We start from the raw sequence: 15921 nt of genomic DNA, 5'->3' as shown, positions 1-15921 counted from the left end.
ATAAGTACATCAGTAAAAATTACTTCACTTGCCAGTTGACCGTTTCTCCGCCACGGATAGGTACAACAATGTCATTACCGAATGGCATGGTTTCTGGCACGTTCCATTCAGATTTCTCTAGCGTGATAGTATCTGTGTTACGTGGTAGTCCATAGAAGTCTGGGCCGTTGTGGCTTGCGAATGCCTCTAAATTCTCTAGCTTGCCTTCTTGCTCGAATACTTCTGCGTATAACTCTACTGCTGCGTGAGCAGTGTATGAGCCAGCACAGCCACAAGCGGCTTCTTTTTTGCCTTTAGCGTGTGGTGCAGAGTCAGTACCTAAGAAGAACTTCTTACTTCCGCTAGTTGCCGCTTCTACTAATGCTTGTTGATGCGTACCGCGTTTTAGAATTGGTAGGCAGTAGAAGTGTGGCTTGATACCGCCAACGAGCATATGGTTGCGGTTATACATCAAGTGGTGTGCGGTAATTGTTGCTGCTACGTTGTCGTTGGCATTTTTAACAAACTGAGCTGCATCGGCTGTCGTAATATGTTCAAGAACAATCTTAAGGTTAGGGAAGTCGTTAACGATTGGAGCCAGTACCGTATCGAGGAACTCTTTTTCACGGTCGAAGATGTCAACGTCGTGAGTAGTCACTTCACCGTGAACCAAAAGTAGCATTCCAACTTCTTCCATTGTCTCTAAAACAGAGTAGATGTTCTTTGCTGAAGTTACGCCAGAATCTGAGTTCGTTGTTGCACCAGCTGGGTACAGTTTTGCTGCTACCACACCAGCCGCTTTGGCTTTACGAATTTCTTCTTGAGAGGTGTTGTCGGTTAGGTACAGCGCCATTAGAGGCTCAAACTGCTCAGATGGTTTTTCGGCCATGATGCGCGCTTTATACGCAAGTGCCATTTCAGTGTCAGTGACAGGTGGGATAGTGTTAGGCATGATCAATGCGCGGCCGTTGTAGCGACTGATGTCACGAACGGTATCTTTTAGTACTTCGCCATCGCGAAGGTGAACGTGCCAGTCGTCAGGACGAGTAATAGTCAATGTAGTCATTTGGGCTCCCACCAAGTTAGATTCTTCTTGAAACGGAGCCTAAACGGCCGCGAAAAATGTGAATGCAATCGCTTACGTTTAGGCGACAGGATGATAGAGGAAAACGACTTAGATTTCACTATGTTTCTGGGACAATGTGCAAAAAGGCGTTAACATTGTGCTCTGCAAATGGACATAACAACAAAAAGGGCTCAGTCGTGGCAAAATCTACTCTGCTTTCCCAAATCAATATCTATCCAGTTAAGTCAGTTGGAGGTATTTCTCTTTCCTCTTCATGGGTTGAAAAACAAGGGCTTTGTTTTGACCGTCGTTTTATGGTGGCATTGGCCGATGGTTCAATGGTGACCGCACGCAAATACCCTAACATGGTAAAAGTGTCATCCAGCCTTCTACCGACAGGTATTATCTTCACTTACCCTGGACTGCCTCCTTTAAAGCTGCAATACAGTACATTTAAAATGCAGGATACGGCCGCTACAGTATGGGCAGACAGTTTCTCTGCTTACACGACAACAGATGAAGCGGATGATTGGTTCAGTGAAGTATTGAATCAAAGGGTTGAGCTACTTTTCACTGGCGAGCAATCAAACCGGGTAAGAGAAAAACTGGGTCATAATGTGAGCTTTGCAGACGGCTATCCTTTACTTATCATTAGCTCCGGTTCACTAGCGGAATTGAATAAGCGAAGCAGTGAAGTACATAGTATGGAGCAATTCAGAACCAACTTAGTGGTTGACTCGGACGAGTCATTTATCGAGGACTCATGGAAGAGAATTAAGATCGGTGATGTAGAGTTTGAAGCTGTAAAGCCATGTGAGCGTTGCATTCTGACAACAGTTGATGTTGAAAAAGCGGAATTCAGAGCCAGCAAAGAACCGCTAACGACCTTCTCACGCTTCCGTGCCAATGAACGCGGTGGCGTGTTCTTTGGTCAAAACCTTGTGGCAAAGAATGAGGGTATGATTCGCACTGGTGATGCTATCGAAGTACTGGAATACAAAGACAAAGAGTACTACGAGGATCTGGATGCGCATAAACAAGAATTTGTTTGTGTCGAGCGAGAGCATGTCGCGAGGAATTTTGAAACTTTTTGGTTAGAACCTCAGAAAGGTGCAATGCCAAGCTACAAAGCAGGCCAGCATTTACCGATAGAACTCAGTATGGATGGTAAAGCGGTCAAGCGCTTGTATACCTTATCATCAAGTCCAAGTCGTCCTGGACGCTTAGCGATATCGGTGAAACGAGTTGATGGTGGAGAAGTATCGAATTGGCTGTTTGATCATTTTCAAGTAGGTGACACCTTGATTGCCGATAAGCCTAACGGTTCATTCCATATTGCCAACTCTGAACATGAGCCGCTGTTATTATTATCTGCAGGAAGTGGCGTAACTCCGATGATGTCGATGCTGCGCGACCTTACCGACCAAAACGATATACGAGATGTGGTGTTCTACCATCAATGTTCAACTTACGCTGATATCCCATTTGCGAATGAGTTGAAAAACCTAGAGAAGCAAAATAAAAATCTCACGGTGATATTGGCACTGACGCAACCATCAGAGGATTGGCAGGGATTAAAAGGACGTTTTAGTTTGTCCCATCTAAAACAAATTGCCGACCTTACTGAGAGACAAGTCTTCGTTTGTGGACCTGACGGCTTTATGCAAAAAGCAAAGAACTTGATGTTGAAGAAAGGACTACCTGAAGATCACTACCACCAAGAGGCTTTTGGGGTCGCTACTGCAACGGAACAAGTGGTTAAAACCGTACAAATTAGCTTAGATGGTACGGTGTTTGAGGGGGACAATCAGCAAACGATTCTAGAGCAAGCAGAAAAAGCCGGTCTTGCAGTTGCTCACAGTTGCCGTGCGGGGTTTTGTGGCGCGTGTAAGGTTACGGTAGAGTCAGGCCTAGTTCATCAACCTGACGTACCGGCGATTCAAGACAGTGAAATTGCAGAAGGAAAGGTTTTAGCTTGTTGTGCGGTACCACAGACAGATGTGGATATTGTCAGTTAAATAGAGAATTGCGAGGCTGTTTGGTGCCAGTGTCCAACTGGCACCGACTTTCTATTTATTGCCTACTTTGAAGCACTCACTATACGTTGATGCAACGAATCTTTTAGTACCGCTCTATTGTGTTTCAGTTGATGCATTTCGGTATCTTCGATGGGAGAACCGTTCAGTTCTAACACACGAATTTCTTTATCCAGCGCGTTGTAGTTTTTCGTGTCAGCTGCAAAGCCTTCATCGCTTGCCGCAAGGGCATGAATAACGTCTTGATGTTCTGGAAATTCCTTCAGAAGAGAGTGATCTTCGCCTAACATAGCAACCCCTTTTATTGGTGAACAATAGTTTTCGCTTGGGCATTCGCACAAGTGACTCTGGGCGCCAACGGCACTTGTGATCACTAGTGCTGTTATAACAATGGCACATCTTTAAGCTGATTAAAAGTTGAGCGATGGCAAGATCTGATTTCAGAGAGGTAAATCACAGGGTTAAAAAAAGCCAGCAAATAATTGCTGGCTCTATGAAGGAAATCAACTTAGTCGTAGATCGTTGGGATTGGCTCGCGTTTATGTTGTGTTGCTTTATAAATGGCAACGAGGCGATCACTGACTTCTTGAGATACAGGCTTACCTTCGAGGAAATCGTCAATCTGATCATAAGTCAGGTTGAGCGCATCTTCGTCTGCTTTTTGTGGTGCGAGTTCTTCCAGATCTGCAGTCGGTGTTTTCTTAACGAGTTGCTCTGGCGCGCCAAGGGTATCTGCTACTTCACGAACTTGGCGTTTGCTCAGGCCAAATAACGGGGCAAGGTCACAAGCACCGTCACCAAATTTGGTGTAGAAACCAGTAATGTTTTCTGCCGAGTGGTCCGTACCTAGCACTAACCCTCCCACGTATCCCGCGATTTCATACTGAGCAACCATGCGAGCACGAGCTTTTACGTTACCTTTTACAAAGTCGACCTTTGCGCTGTCTTCTGGTAGTAGACCTGTGCCTTCTAGAGCTATATGTGAAGCGGCGTGCAAACCGTCAACGCCCGCTTTAATGTTCACAGAAACAGAATGAGTTGGTTCAATGAAAGACAAGGCTAGTTGTGCTTCGTCTTCATCTTTTTGTTCACCATAAGGTAGGCGAACAGCGATAAAACGATAGTCTCTAGAATTACTTTCTTCATTCAGTTCATTCACTGCAAGTTGAGCAAGGCGACCACAAGTTGTTGAGTCAACACCACCACTGATACCCAGGACGATAGATTTGCAGCCAGATTGCTGAAGTTTTGACTTGATAAAAGCAACGCGGCGTTCAATCTCAAAGCGTGGGTCAATAGACGGAAGCACGCGCATTTCGTCTCGAATTAGTTGTTCCATGTGGGATCCCTTTTCCTGCAAGCAAAAAATATTTTCTCGTATGATACCTACGAAAATCGCTGAAAAAAAGTTACAGTTAGGGTCAATCTATGCAGAGAGACGATTTATTGAGATACATATGACAAAAATAGCGATATTTGGTAGCGCTTTTAATCCTCCTAGCTTTGGGCATAAGAGTGTTATTCAATCTCTGAATCATTTTGACAAAGTACTATTAGTTCCTAGTATCTCTCATGCATGGGGAAAAAGTATGCTCGATTACAGCATACGTTGTCAGTTAGTGGACATGTTTATCTCCGACATTGGACAAGCCAATGTTGAACGTTCCAACATTGAAGAGTCTCTTTACGAACCAGGAACCTCTGTGACAACTTTTGCTGTATTGGAAGCGTTAGAAAAAAGATACCCAGAAGCTGAACTAACTTTTGTTGTTGGTCCCGACAATTTCTTCAGCTTTAGCAAGTTTTATAAAGCGCAAGATATTGTTGAGCGATGGTCCATTCTCGCTTGCCCTGAAAAAGTGAAGATCCGCTCGACGACGATACGATATAGTTTGTCACAAGGTTTGAATGTAGATCACTTAACGACGCTTAGCGTCGCTCAACATTTGGTCGCACATAAGCTATATTGATAAAGATTATAACAAGGACGAAAAATAAAAAATGAAAGCAAGATGGAGTTGTATTGCTTTAGTAGTAGTGGTGAATAGTCCTCTCGCATTCGCATTTTGTGAGAGTAATACGAACAAATCTGTTGTGTTAAAAACGACGGAGGAAGAGTCGTTTTGCTCGCTTATTTCTAAACCCTTCAACTATATTGGCAACCAAGTTATTACGCTTGGTGGTTTAATAGAAGACGAACCTCCTATCAACTCTCTACAAGATTCTTATTGGGATCAATGGCTTCTTACGCAAGAATCCGAACCTGTGCTAACAGGTAACATAGAAAATAGTTTTGTTGGTATTGGTTTATGGGTACCTGAGGAAATCGCTCGTCATAAAGACGAAATGTCGATGCAAGAATGGCTGATGGCACAAGGGCTTCATTTCGGCGTTGGCTTTGGTGAAAAAGGTAAAGAACCACGTTTACGCTTGGACTACCGTTGGCATCAAGACTACCAAGGCGATATGATGATGCAGGTGGAAGTGCCGTTTTAACCAGTTTTAGAGAAGTAACGCTGTTCTGTGCTCTGTTTATCAGCTCCCACGCTTAGTCATGGAATATAAGTTGCTCGGTAATCCTAACTAAGGGTCTCCCCTCCGATTTAATGAAACCAAACTCTCGTCAGGCTTGGCATAACTCAAGCGATCAAGTCGTTGTGTGACATGGTAACTATCCAAACCAGAAATGGTTACTAAGTCGATACGTTCTAAATCAAGGTAACCGTCAGGCATAATGGCTTGTTCTGACATGTGTATAGAAACTACTTCGCCTATGAGCATTTCTGTGTTGTTACTTTTAATATGGATGTGCTCCTTCAGAACCAAACCCATTTTTAAATTGCTTTCAAGTACGAATGGAGCAGGAAAAGAAGAGTGGTAATAGGGAGTAAGTCCTACAGCACCGAACTCGGATATGTGCTTTGGATATCTAGCGGATGTTTGATGTGCTTGCTGGAAGAAGCTGGCAGCAACGGCATTGATCGTGAAATGACCGGTTTCGAGTATATTTTCCATGGTATGCCTGCGACTATTTCTTGGACGAACAACAAAGCCAAAGAGTGGTGGTTGGGAGCCGAGGTGAATGACAGAGCTTACAATAGCCAGATTTTCATTGCCTTGTTGGTCGCAAGTGCCGATTAAATTTGCGCTTTTGTATCCAGCTAACGAGTTGATAAGACGAGTTCGATACCTAGATTCCATGTTATCGATATCGTTCTTTGAAAAGATGATATTTTTCATAATGCATTGGAGGCTTTCTGCCATTCCCTTCTATATTTTTACGTGCAAAAAGAGACAGAATTTCAACGATAACTGTACCTATAAATGTCTCTTTCAAAGGTGATAAGACAGCTATCTTACGCGTTAAGTCGGTTGGTCGATCAACCGCGTTTTTTGTGACTAGATAACCGAACGTGACGTGACAGAATACGTTGACCTTCTTCTTTGACATCAAGTCTTTTTCGCCATGTCCAGAGTCTCTCCCTTGCTGTCTTTGCATTGGATTCCAAATCGATGATGGGGTTGAGATAGAGGGCGGAAGAGTCGAGATCGTACATAATGGCTTCCATCGCTGTCATCTTCCAAGGCTCAAACAAAAGCGGCACAGGCACCTTAGACAACTCAGGTAGCCACTTGAGAATAAACTTACCCTCAGAGTCGTGCTCTTGAGCTTGTTTCGTGGGGTTGTAGATACGGATCGTGTTTACCCCTGTGATGCCGGCCTGCATTTGAAATTGTGGATAGTGAATACCGGGCTCAAAGTCTAGAAAAAGCTGCGCTAAGTGTGTGACGCCTGCACGCCAGTCTATATTTAGATGATGGGTTAGAAAGCTGACTAGCATGGCGCGCATTCGAAAGTTGAGATACCCTGTCCGGTGCAAGCAGCGCATACTAGCATCGACTAACGGTATGCCTGTTTTACCTTGTTTCCAGGCCTCTAACAGTATTAGATCTCTACTAGTGTTGTGTTCCAGCAGTGGCTCATAGGCTTTGTTTAGGCAACGAAACTCCATCTTACACTCCGATTCGAATTTCTGCATAAAATGACAGTGCCAATGTAAACGAGAAGACAGAGCGACTAGACTGCGACGAAAACCAGTAACTTGCCAATGCTGTAATAGGCTTTGGTAAACTTGTCGAAGCGAGATGTTACCCCACGCAAGATAGGGAGATAGGCGTGAGCACGCCACCCGAGACGCTGTAGGGCTAGATAAGGAACGATAGTATTCACGACCGCGTTGCTGGAAGAAATCATGTAGCGTCTCCCAAGCTAGCGAACTACCGCCAGTCTGCATACCCTTAAGTTTTGATTGCCAGTTTAGTGGTGGAGAAAAAGCATGATCAAGACTAACCGTGTCGAGAGTGGTAAGTGCCTTGTTATGGAGTTGGATATCTAAAATAGGCTCTCTCATTACTTTGTTCCAACGTTTATCCCAGTGAGTTCTGTTGGCAGCTCCTCGTATTACTGCACCGAGTTGGTATTCGTGCCACGGTATGTTGTGTTTTTGAAACCAAGTGGCTATGTTTTTATCTCGTTCAAAAGTACAGTTCAGGCCAAGCTCCTGATGAGAAAATACTGCATTAATATAGAAACGGTTGCTTATAGAGCGAAAGCACTCTAAGGCGTCACCGTGCATGATAGTGACATTGTGAGAGAGAGGGGCAAGCGTAGCGTTCATATCGGTTAGGGACTGCCAAACGAAACGCCAGTGTCTTTCAGAATAATGAGGGTTATCAAGCAGCATGGGTTCAAAAACATATAGAAGTACGGTTGGGAACTTAGACAACAAGGCTTGCTGCAAGGGCTGGTGATCGGTTAAGCGTAAATCACGCTTAAGCCATACAATATTAATGGTCTGCATCATTAACCTCTTTGGTTTCCTGACTCATGTCTACGTAAAGCGAGTACATATTTCTCAGAAGACCAATGGATTAATTCTAATAACGCTATTGAGGCGTCCTACATCAGCTTTACTACTATGTTTGAAGTAAGATCTTTATGAAGCCTAGTGCCAATCACTTAGGATTGTTATATTACTTCCTTAATAGTCAATAGTATTGAATAGCTGTCTGTTATTGAGATGTATCGTCTCTGATGATAGCCGTTCAACCAGAGACGCCAAGAAAAGTAGTAGGAAAAGTTAGAAATAGGTAGGGTGTGCTCTGCGGTCAATTAACGGAGGTCAGTGTTGCCCAATAAGCTTTGAGACAGTAATTGAAGTTGCTCTCTATTTCCTGCGAAAAGATTGTCACAGATAGCCTCTAATTTGATCCCTGATAGTCTTTGCTTTCGAGCTTCTCTTACAAGCAATGCGAGTGCGAGTTCGCCAGAAATCGTCTCACTGTTCGGTTTCCATTGACTTACCGCTAAGCATTCTTGAGTTTGTGATAGTTTTGGAGAAAGCTTCGTCACATCATGACGAATGACTTGAAGCAAGTCCTTGGTGATATCAACACAACTTTCAATAAGAAGCCTATCCAAGAGCGCGGAAGTAAGCGTGCTTACGTTGACCTGACCAGCTTGCTTGGGAAAAGAGTCCGTTAGTCTGACAGAGAATTTCACTACACTCACGTGACTAGTTGGCAAGATGGTTAAACTCATCAAACAATCCAGTGGTAGCCAGAATGTATCACCGGCGTTAAAGACATATTCATTTTTTCCAAGCTTCAACAACACCTTTCCACTCTCAACTCTGAACAGCTGATTATGTAGTGTCTTTTTACGAGGTGTAATAGTCAGCAAGTCGTAGCTGATGGATTGAAAGTCTATGGCGTGGTTCATGATGGTCTTTGGTAGTTAAACTGCGCGTAGATTACCGTGAGTGAATCCCAAATCCAACCTAAGATCGCACTTTTATGTGCGCTGTGCTGAACAATCATGCAAAAGTGTGGTCTGACCTTAACAAAAATAGACTTAAGTTAGCTGCGGTCTTTAGACACTAAGCGTAGAATAGTGCAGCTTTTAATTTGATGTAACAAACATGACAACACAAAACGACCCATATATTGATATTCGTCCGTACAACGACGAAGAGATTCCTGCAGCGATTGACCGTTTGATTAATGATGCAGAGTTTATAGATGCTATTTTGCAACATCGCTTTTCAAATCATGCTCCTTGGTTCAAAGCTCTAATGAGCCCAATGGTAAAAGTGTACTTGAAGTTTAAGTGGGCGAAACTGGATAGCGTTGAAGCTATTCAACTAGAGGTAAAAAAATACCTAGAGCAAACCTTGGATACGACGACGAAAGGCGTGGTGTACAAAGGTCTCGACAAACTAGACAAAAATACGTCGTATCTATTTGTCTCCAATCACCGAGACATTGCGATGGATCCGGCTCTAGTCAACTATGGTCTGCATGAAGGGAACCATAGAACAGTTCGTATCGCGATTGGTGACAACCTGTTGAAGAAGCCTTGCGCTACAGAACTGATGCGTCTAAACAAGAGCTTCATTGTAAAGCGCTCCTTGAAAGGCCCTCGTGAAATGATGAAGGCGTTGGGCACTTTGTCTTCATACATTAAGCACTCACTGGACACTGGCAATTCCATTTGGATCGCCCAAAAAGAAGGTCGAGCAAAAGACGGTAACGATTTTACTGATCCAGCTATTCTTAAAATGTTCCACGTAGAAGGGCGTAAGCAAAAGATACCTTTTGCTGAGTACATCCGTTCTTTAAAGATTGTTCCTGTTTCGATTTCGTACGAAAACGATCCATGTGACATCGCGAAAGCTAACGAGCTTTACGAGAAAGCGACGCATGGTAACTACGAGAAAGGAGAATTTGAAGATATCGAGAGTATCGTTCAAGGTATTGTAGGCCGTAAAGACAGCGTTCACGTTGTATTTGGTGACGTAATCGATCAAGATTTTGATACTCCAGAAGCGCTTGCGGAAGAGATTGATCGTCAGATTCACGAAAACTACACACTGTTTCCAATTAATAAGTTGGCGGCAGGTTTGGAAGATGAGTTTATCACTGGAACGACTCGCGCGACGCTTCAAGATAAATTGGATGCTTTACCAGAAGGTGCTCACCCGTTCTTAATTGATAGTTATGCGAACCCGGTAAAAAATATCATTAAAGAGCGCGAGAAACTCTCCGCTTAATTTTTGCTGTAGGGCACGAGCTCAAAGTTAAAAAAACCAGTCGTATTGACTGGTTTTTTATTTTCCGAAAAGCCAAGCGGCTAATTGACGCTTAGTGTCTTGAATAGATCGATAAAATTGGAAATTTGTTCCAACCAAAGTTAATGGTGAGAGAAGTGGTTTTGTTCGGACCAACTGATTCATGAAAGTCTTCAGCAAATATACGTTCGCCATTAGCCAAGATAGCAACTAACTGCGTTTGATTGATAGTACGTTTGGCTGAAGAAGTATTGGTTACGGTGACAACCGCCCACCGTTCTCCTGACTCGCTACTCATGAGAACATAGTTATTGATAGAGAAATCACTGCGATTAGGTTGGATGTTATCGCTATTTGGAAACGCCAGTTCGGAATAGTGTATCGCTGGCTGGTCGATACTTAGTGTCTCATATTCCATCGACATAACTGGTAAGGTTACAGCAAGGCTCCATATTAAGAGTAGGGCTCGAAACATACTACAAATCTCCTTTCCCGTTAGGTGTTATTTTCTTATAAATCAATTGTTAGGAGTACAGGCTGCTCGCGCCCTCTGGACGTGTCTTAAACCGTTTATGTAGCCACATCCAACCGGGAATATCGCGCTCAATCATTCCTTCTAGTTCCTTGTTTAGTACCTTGGCTGCAGTTTCAGGGTCACGCCTTGGAATTTGCTCGCTCAAATCCTCGCCAATATGCAACGTATAATGATTATCTTGTACGACAGTAACCCCTGAAATTACGGCACAGTTTGTGGCATCAATGAGGACGCTGGGGCCTGCTGTTACAGCAGCTTGCTGCACTGCAAAAAACGGTGCAAATACTGAGTTGTGATGACCATAATCATGGTCTGGCAAATACCAGAGTCGGCATCCCTTTTTAAGCGCTCTAAGCATGGTTCTTACATCTGTTCGGTCAATCATTTGATGGCCACTTCGGGTGCGACCTCTATGTTGGACGAACTCGTAAACCAGGTTTGAATGAGGTCGATAAACGCCAAAACCTTGAGCAAACTGACCGAATATTGAAGCGGTCATTTCTAGATTTAGGTGATGACTGCACACTACCAAGGTTCCTCGCCCCGCCGCCTCTTGTTCTAAAAGGACTTCCCTGTCGACAACGGAAGAGATTCTGCGTAGTCGCCATTCAGGCCAAAACCAAGCCATACCCGTTTCAAACAGTGCGATACCAGTGCGTTTAAACGTGTTTCTCAGTATTAAATCGCGTTGTTGAGTTGTGTAATGAGGAAAACAAAGTGCTAGATTTTGGGCGGCAACTTGGGATCGTTTCCTGAGTATTTTCATCGCCAATAATCCAGTTCCAGTGCCTAGTCCGCGTAAAAAGGAGTAGGGAAGGACATTGACGATGAAAGCGAGAAATCCAAAGGCGCACCAGATTCCCCAGTATTTAGGGGCTAGCATACGCACTGAAAATAACGGTCTTGGTACAATATTCATAATTAAAGTATTCGCGTTTAATTGCCAATGATCTCTATTGGTAATTCGGGCAATTTACAATGAATATAAAATCGAGCAGTTCAGTGAAGAAGTGACTCGGAGAAGCGTTGAATGCCGTCAGTATTACTAATACTTCTTGATGAGAGTTCGTTCCATTGATTGGTCGTTATTACTCTATATTTGATACTGATCCGCTATAGAATTATAAAGATCTATTGATTGGCTTGATGTCATGTAACGTAGTGATTTGTCAGTGGTTGTCTATAATCAAATCAAGTTTGTACATTTAGGTGACCTAATGAACTATCCCGAAGCATTACCCCATGGTGAATTGACTCAAGTATTGGAAAATATTTATTTGGTCACAGGGTCTGTTTCCATGAAAGCGCCACACCCTAAATGGGGACCGTTTAATCTTGTCTTTAGTCGAAATATGATTGTGATTAAACAAGGTGGAGACCTTATTTTAATAAACTCGGTGAGACTGAGTGACGAAGGCATCGCTGAGTTAGATGAGTTGGGCGACGTTAAACACGTCATTCGATTAGCTGCCTTTCATGGCTTTGATGACCCATTTTATAAAGAAACGTTTGGAGCAACCTTGTGGTCAGTGGACGCGCCTTATATACGAGGATTTTCAAGTGAAGAAAGTGCAGAATACTACCGTGCTGATCGAATTCTAAAGTCGGGTGATGATCTTCCTATCAATGGTGCGTCCTATCATGAGTTTTCCACCAGTACCCCCAATGAAGGCCTGATTCTGCTGCATCGGGATAAAGGTATTTTGGTATCTGGCGACAGTATGCAGAACTGGTCCCGACCTGATGAATATTTCAATTGGTTTGCAAAGTGGGTGATGCCCCATATGGGTTTCATTTCTCCAAATAATTTTGGTCCTGGATGGCTAAAAATGGCTAAACCAACGGCCACTGAGCTAATGGAAAAGGCGATGTTGAACTATGATACCTTGCTACCAGCGCATGGCTTTCCCATTATAGAAAATGCACGCGAAGGATTTGTTTCAGCCGCTGAACGGCTACAGAATTGAATTAAAGCTATTAATATTTACTAACAATTGATTGAATCGGTGTCTTATGATGAGACGTAGCGCACAATAAAGTAGGCTGCCCTCCTTTTGACTTGGGGTCCGCTATGCACAGCAAATATCCATACATTGTTGCATTGAGTATATTGACATTGGCAGGTTGCAGTTCTTCCATTCCTCCAGAAGAGCGCCAAGCGGCCCGCGAAGAGATTAATGCTACATCAGATACACTGATTAATCAGCTCAGTGAACGTTACCCTGACTTACCTGAGCGGCTTGCCTATGCTGATGGTTACGCTGCTGTTTCTATGTCTAATGTAAAGATCCCTGTTTTAGGTGGTGGTACTGGAGTTGGTGCAATCTATGACCAACGAGATGGCTCCGTAACCTATATCAACGTCAACCGATACGAAGTGGGGGCTGGTCTTTCACTAGGTACTACTCAAGCGTTGGCTATCTTCAACGATGCTTCAACATTAAAGGAATATCGCAGTGGATCTTGGGAACCTTCAGTCGGAGCTGAGTGGTTTTTAGGTGAAGATGGCCAGTTTAGCAGTATGAGCTTAGCAGGTAGAGATGAAGACGTACCTATCTATCTTATTTCTAGTTCCGGTGGTGGTGCCGTCGGTAGTGCGAAGGTAGTGTCGGTTTCGGTTAACTACGACCTAACAGAGACAGGGCTTGGAGAAAATCGAGTACCAAATAAAGAGCCTATTACTGCCAGTGATGCGCCACCTAAGAAGTGGGACCGAGCGCTGCCTTTCTATGCTCAGAATGTTATTGATAAAGGGTTTAGCTTGCCAAAGCCATTTGGTATCAGTGTGATTTATGCCGATACATTCCAACAAATGCAGCTTAATGATTTAGAAGTTGGCTTTCGTGGTTCAAACAAAGTACCGATTGACTTCGTTTCGTTTGATAACAATACCAGCCATACACAGACTCCACAGTTAAAGCTAGATGCTTGGGTATTCCCGTTTATGAATGTCTTCGCGACGGTTGGTAAAATCAGTGGTGAAGCTGATATTCAATTTACTATTGATGGGAACGACTTTATCAATCAGGCAGGTATAGATTGTTCCAAACTTGCGAATAAGCCAGTGTGTAATAGAGTAGAAGACAAAGCACTTACAGTGCCCGTTGTCGCCGATCTAAGTGGTACCAATTATACCGTTGGCACTATCCTAGCTTCAGGTTGGAAAGATTACTTCTTCACAGTTCCAATTTCGGTCTCTTATGCGGACATGCGTCGCAGTGATGCTGAAGGGTTTGTTCTTAATATCTCGCCTCGTGTTGGTAAGCAAATTCCACTTAAAGGAACTCAATCCATTGCCATTTATGCTGGGGCAACCTATCTGGATAGCCGTTTAACCATTTCGGGGTCACAACCAATACCAGGCACCAATGAGTCTATTGATTATAAGGTTGAGCAAGAGAATATTGATAAGTGGCTGGGGTTAGTGGGTGCCAACTATAACTTCAATCGAGATTGGTCTCTTTCTATGGAGTATGGACAGAATGGAAGTAAAAAGCGTCAGTTTATTTCGAGTCTAACCCGACGCTTTTAACTGAGGTTTGCCCATCCAAAGAGGTGACGATGGTTAGGCCAGATTGGATTAGATAAACTAATCGAGAATCCATAAAATTATTTGTAATTAAATTACTTAAAACATTTGACCTTCGTCACGAAATGGGTAAAATTCGCTCTGTCTTTTGAAATGTTATTACATAAGGTAGAGAAAATGAACGCAGCACTTCTATCAACATTGGACACTGAGAAAACTACAGAAGTAGAAAAAGCATCAAAATCTTCAACTTCTACTCTAGGTGAGATCGCAACTATCCTAACGATGTACCTTGCGACTTCAGCTGTAGTTTTGTTACTTAGCCTAACTTGGGTTATGTAACCAGCCTTTCAAGGATTTGAAAAGTAAGCGATACTCCCTAAAGCAGTTCATGTGAGTATCGCCTAAGTCCCCCCTTCTTTACGAGCTACGGCTCAACCACAACGTACTTACCATTGCTCACCGCAAGAAACCAATTTCCTCTCGAAACAAAGTACTGTTGTCCTCTTTTATTTACTGCTGTCGCCCCTTCAGGGAGCTTTTTCACCATTTGTCCTAGTGGATAACGCCTCTTTGGTGGCTTCTCTACGATAATGTATTTGTGCTTCTCTTTTTTGTAGTAGTGGCCATCAATCAACGCATAGGTAACCCCTGCGATGGCAAGCATAACGGCGGAGTCCGGTAATCTATGAGGCTCATAGTGGTGCACAATGTGAACTTCTTTCTTATGATGTTTGTGCTTTTTCCACGGTTTGTCGAAGTGTTTATGCCAAGGGTCAGCAAAGGTAGGGGAGGACAAAACGCTCAAGAATAAGATGAGTATTTGCGCTTTTTGGGAGAATTTTCTGTTCATGAATGACCTAAGAGATGTGTGTTCTCAGGTCATTGTCTATGTATTCACGATTGTCGAGTTAACCGCCTGTCAGCAGCTGGTAGGTTTTACATGAAGCGACAATAAGTTAACTTACTTAAATAGTTATCATGAATGCGTTAAGTCTGGATGTGATTGATAGTATTGATACAACGCATCAATATCAGGGCTACACATTACGGACATAACTTGCTTTAGTGTATCTAGAGGCCAGTTCCACCACTGCATCTCAAGCAATTTATTGATCTGATCTTCGCTGAAACGTTTTTTGATCACCGTATTATGTCCAACCACAATGGCATAGGGCTCTACGTCTTTGGTGATAACCGAACGAGCGCCAATGACAGCGCCATCGCCAATTTTGACTCCAGGCATAATCATCGCTTCACTGCCAATCCACACATCGTTGCCAACGATGGTATCGCCCGCTTTCTGAAAGCCATCTTTGACATCAGTACCGAAGGTTTCTTGTGAGAATGGGAAGGTAGAAATCCAATCGAGTCGATGCCCTTGGTTGCCCGCGAGCATAAACGTTGCCCCTGAAGCAAAAGAGCAAAACTTACCGATGATCAGTTTATCGATATCGGTATAAGCACCGCTTTCCCAAAATTCTCTCGTGGGTTTATCGCCCAGTAGGTAGCGAACTGCGATATCTTCGAAGCTCTTGCCGTGGTAAAAGCCAGAGTAATAGGAGTAGTCGCCAACCTGAATATTAGGGTTAGTAACCTTGTCTTTGATGACTTCACCTTGAAGCCAGTTAGGAAATGTATTCATG

17 protein-coding genes are annotated in these 15921 nt (G+C 43.4%); 7 read left to right on the top strand and 10 right to left on the bottom strand.

Annotation, left to right across the window (positions count from 1 at the left end):
* Positions 1-19 precede the first annotated feature (19 nt).
* Entirely contained in the window at positions 20-1045 is a 1026-nt protein-coding gene (gene pyrC / locus HW45_RS12530; protein WP_038227217.1) for a dihydroorotase, read from the bottom strand.
* 134 nt (positions 1046-1179) lie between these two features.
* Here pyrC and HW45_RS12525 point away from each other — a divergent pair, with 134 nt between their 5' ends.
* Entirely contained in the window at positions 1180-3063 is a 1884-nt protein-coding gene (locus HW45_RS12525; RefSeq protein ID WP_443083039.1) for an MOSC N-terminal beta barrel domain-containing protein, read from the top strand.
* Between the two features lie 62 nt (positions 3064-3125).
* Here the strand turns inward: HW45_RS12525 and HW45_RS12520 are convergent, their stop codons facing one another.
* A complete protein-coding gene (locus tag HW45_RS12520; protein ID WP_006070919.1) occupies positions 3126-3371 on the bottom strand; it encodes a YdcH family protein in 246 nt (81 codons plus the stop codon).
* Positions 3372-3589: 218 nt separating this feature from the next.
* Positions 3590-4420 carry an ammonia-dependent NAD(+) synthetase gene (nadE, locus tag HW45_RS12515; RefSeq protein WP_038227216.1) on the bottom strand — a complete coding sequence of 277 codons (831 nt, stop codon included), beginning with the start codon at positions 4418-4420 and terminating at the stop codon, positions 3590-3592.
* A 118-nt stretch (positions 4421-4538) separates the two neighbouring features.
* Here nadE and HW45_RS12510 point away from each other — a divergent pair, with 118 nt between their 5' ends.
* The gene (locus tag HW45_RS12510) at positions 4539-5051 is read left to right on the top strand and encodes a nicotinate-nicotinamide nucleotide adenylyltransferase (protein ID WP_038222203.1); all 513 of its coding nucleotides are present in this window, start codon (positions 4539-4541) and stop codon (positions 5049-5051) included.
* A 31-nt stretch (positions 5052-5082) separates the two neighbouring features.
* Entirely contained in the window at positions 5083-5577 is a 495-nt protein-coding gene (locus tag HW45_RS12505) for a hypothetical protein (RefSeq protein ID WP_038227215.1), read from the top strand.
* An 87-nt stretch (positions 5578-5664) separates the two neighbouring features.
* On the opposite strand, the gene HW45_RS12500 is transcribed toward HW45_RS12505, so the two are convergent.
* From HW45_RS12500 to HW45_RS12490, 3 genes are all read right to left on the bottom strand, one after another.
* The gene (locus tag HW45_RS12500; RefSeq protein ID WP_038227778.1) at positions 5665-6321 is read right to left on the bottom strand and encodes a flavin reductase family protein; all 657 of its coding nucleotides are present in this window, start codon (positions 6319-6321) and stop codon (positions 5665-5667) included.
* 140 nt (positions 6322-6461) lie between these two features.
* Positions 6462-7943 carry a cryptochrome/deoxyribodipyrimidine photo-lyase family protein gene (locus HW45_RS12495; protein WP_038227214.1) on the bottom strand — a complete coding sequence of 494 codons (1482 nt, stop codon included), beginning with the start codon at positions 7941-7943 and terminating at the stop codon, positions 6462-6464.
* A gap of 311 nt (positions 7944-8254) precedes the next feature.
* Complete coding sequence (locus HW45_RS12490) at positions 8255-8863, bottom strand: hypothetical protein (RefSeq protein WP_038227213.1); 609 nt, start codon at positions 8861-8863, stop codon at positions 8255-8257.
* A gap of 199 nt (positions 8864-9062) precedes the next feature.
* Between HW45_RS12490 and HW45_RS12485 the strand changes: the two genes are divergently transcribed.
* Positions 9063-10193, top strand: coding sequence for a 1-acyl-sn-glycerol-3-phosphate acyltransferase (locus tag HW45_RS12485; protein ID WP_006070949.1), 1131 nt, complete (start codon positions 9063-9065; stop codon positions 10191-10193).
* Between the two features lie 91 nt (positions 10194-10284).
* On the opposite strand, the gene HW45_RS12480 is transcribed toward HW45_RS12485, so the two are convergent.
* Positions 10285-10686: a hypothetical protein gene (locus tag HW45_RS12480; RefSeq protein WP_065311704.1), complete on the bottom strand. Its 402-nt coding sequence runs from the start codon at positions 10684-10686 to the stop codon at positions 10285-10287.
* Between the two features lie 49 nt (positions 10687-10735).
* Positions 10736-11665: an LpxL/LpxP family Kdo(2)-lipid IV(A) lauroyl/palmitoleoyl acyltransferase gene (lpxL, locus tag HW45_RS12475; RefSeq protein ID WP_038227212.1), complete on the bottom strand. Its 930-nt coding sequence runs from the start codon at positions 11663-11665 to the stop codon at positions 10736-10738.
* Between the two features lie 298 nt (positions 11666-11963).
* Here lpxL and HW45_RS12470 point away from each other — a divergent pair, with 298 nt between their 5' ends.
* The 3 genes from HW45_RS12470 (at position 11964) to HW45_RS29575 (ending at position 14617) form a co-directional block, all read left to right on the top strand.
* Positions 11964-12713 (top strand): hypothetical protein, encoded by a 750-nt coding sequence (locus HW45_RS12470; protein ID WP_038227211.1) that lies wholly within the window; start codon positions 11964-11966, stop codon positions 12711-12713.
* 104 nt (positions 12714-12817) lie between these two features.
* On the top strand, positions 12818-14278 hold the full coding sequence (locus HW45_RS12465) for a hypothetical protein (protein ID WP_051868038.1): 1461 nt from the start codon (positions 12818-12820) through the stop codon (positions 14276-14278).
* A 174-nt stretch (positions 14279-14452) separates the two neighbouring features.
* On the top strand, positions 14453-14617 hold the full coding sequence (locus HW45_RS29575) for a hypothetical protein (RefSeq protein WP_156020246.1): 165 nt from the start codon (positions 14453-14455) through the stop codon (positions 14615-14617).
* An 85-nt stretch (positions 14618-14702) separates the two neighbouring features.
* Here HW45_RS29575 and HW45_RS12460 read toward each other — a convergent pair whose 3' ends face one another.
* Together HW45_RS12460 and HW45_RS12455 are read right to left on the bottom strand one after the other, a co-directional pair.
* Positions 14703-15128 (bottom strand): DUF6515 family protein, encoded by a 426-nt coding sequence (locus tag HW45_RS12460; protein WP_038227210.1) that lies wholly within the window; start codon positions 15126-15128, stop codon positions 14703-14705.
* Between the two features lie 126 nt (positions 15129-15254).
* Positions 15255-15920 carry a CatB-related O-acetyltransferase gene (locus tag HW45_RS12455; protein ID WP_038227209.1) on the bottom strand — a complete coding sequence of 222 codons (666 nt, stop codon included), beginning with the start codon at positions 15918-15920 and terminating at the stop codon, positions 15255-15257.
* Between the last annotated feature and the right edge of the window lies 1 nt (position 15921).

Source organism: Vibrio sp. ER1A (assembly GCF_000733315.1).
In the GTDB taxonomy this organism is placed as follows: Bacteria; Pseudomonadota; Gammaproteobacteria; order Enterobacterales; family Vibrionaceae; genus Vibrio; species Vibrio mediterranei.
Note: the sequence above shows the minus strand (reverse complement) of the source record. Positions and strands in the feature narration are given on the sequence as shown.

Excerpts from the sequence above, each read along its gene's own strand:
- HW45_RS12470 (WP_038227211.1), top strand. The coding sequence starts at position 11,964 with ATGAACTATCCCGAAGCATTACCCCATGGTGAATTGACTCAAGTATTG.
- HW45_RS12490 (WP_038227213.1), bottom strand. The coding sequence starts at position 8,863 with ATGAACCACGCCATAGACTTTCAATCCATCAGCTACGACTTGCTGACT.
- lpxL (WP_038227212.1), bottom strand. The coding sequence starts at position 11,665 with ATGAATATTGTACCAAGACCGTTATTTTCAGTGCGTATGCTAGCCCCT.
- HW45_RS12520 (WP_006070919.1), bottom strand. The coding sequence starts at position 3,371 with ATGTTAGGCGAAGATCACTCTCTTCTGAAGGAATTTCCAGAACATCAA.
- HW45_RS12510 (WP_038222203.1), top strand. The coding sequence starts at position 4,539 with ATGACAAAAATAGCGATATTTGGTAGCGCTTTTAATCCTCCTAGCTTT.
- nadE (WP_038227216.1), bottom strand. The coding sequence starts at position 4,420 with ATGGAACAACTAATTCGAGACGAAATGCGCGTGCTTCCGTCTATTGAC.
- HW45_RS12495 (WP_038227214.1), bottom strand. The coding sequence starts at position 7,943 with ATGCAGACCATTAATATTGTATGGCTTAAGCGTGATTTACGCTTAACC.
- HW45_RS12500 (WP_038227778.1), bottom strand. The coding sequence starts at position 6,321 with ATGAAAAATATCATCTTTTCAAAGAACGATATCGATAACATGGAATCT.
- HW45_RS12460 (WP_038227210.1), bottom strand. The coding sequence starts at position 15,128 with ATGAACAGAAAATTCTCCCAAAAAGCGCAAATACTCATCTTATTCTTG.
- HW45_RS12525 (WP_443083039.1), top strand. The coding sequence starts at position 1,180 with ATGTGCAAAAAGGCGTTAACATTGTGCTCTGCAAATGGACATAACAAC.
- HW45_RS12480 (WP_065311704.1), bottom strand. The coding sequence starts at position 10,686 with ATGTTTCGAGCCCTACTCTTAATATGGAGCCTTGCTGTAACCTTACCA.
- HW45_RS29575 (WP_156020246.1), top strand. The coding sequence starts at position 14,453 with ATGAACGCAGCACTTCTATCAACATTGGACACTGAGAAAACTACAGAA.
- HW45_RS12485 (WP_006070949.1), top strand. The coding sequence starts at position 9,063 with ATGACAACACAAAACGACCCATATATTGATATTCGTCCGTACAACGAC.
- HW45_RS12465 (WP_051868038.1), top strand. The coding sequence starts at position 12,818 with ATGCACAGCAAATATCCATACATTGTTGCATTGAGTATATTGACATTG.
- HW45_RS12505 (WP_038227215.1), top strand. The coding sequence starts at position 5,083 with ATGAAAGCAAGATGGAGTTGTATTGCTTTAGTAGTAGTGGTGAATAGT.
- HW45_RS12455 (WP_038227209.1), bottom strand. The coding sequence starts at position 15,920 with ATGAATACATTTCCTAACTGGCTTCAAGGTGAAGTCATCAAAGACAAG.
- pyrC (WP_038227217.1), bottom strand. The coding sequence starts at position 1,045 with ATGACTACATTGACTATTACTCGTCCTGACGACTGGCACGTTCACCTT.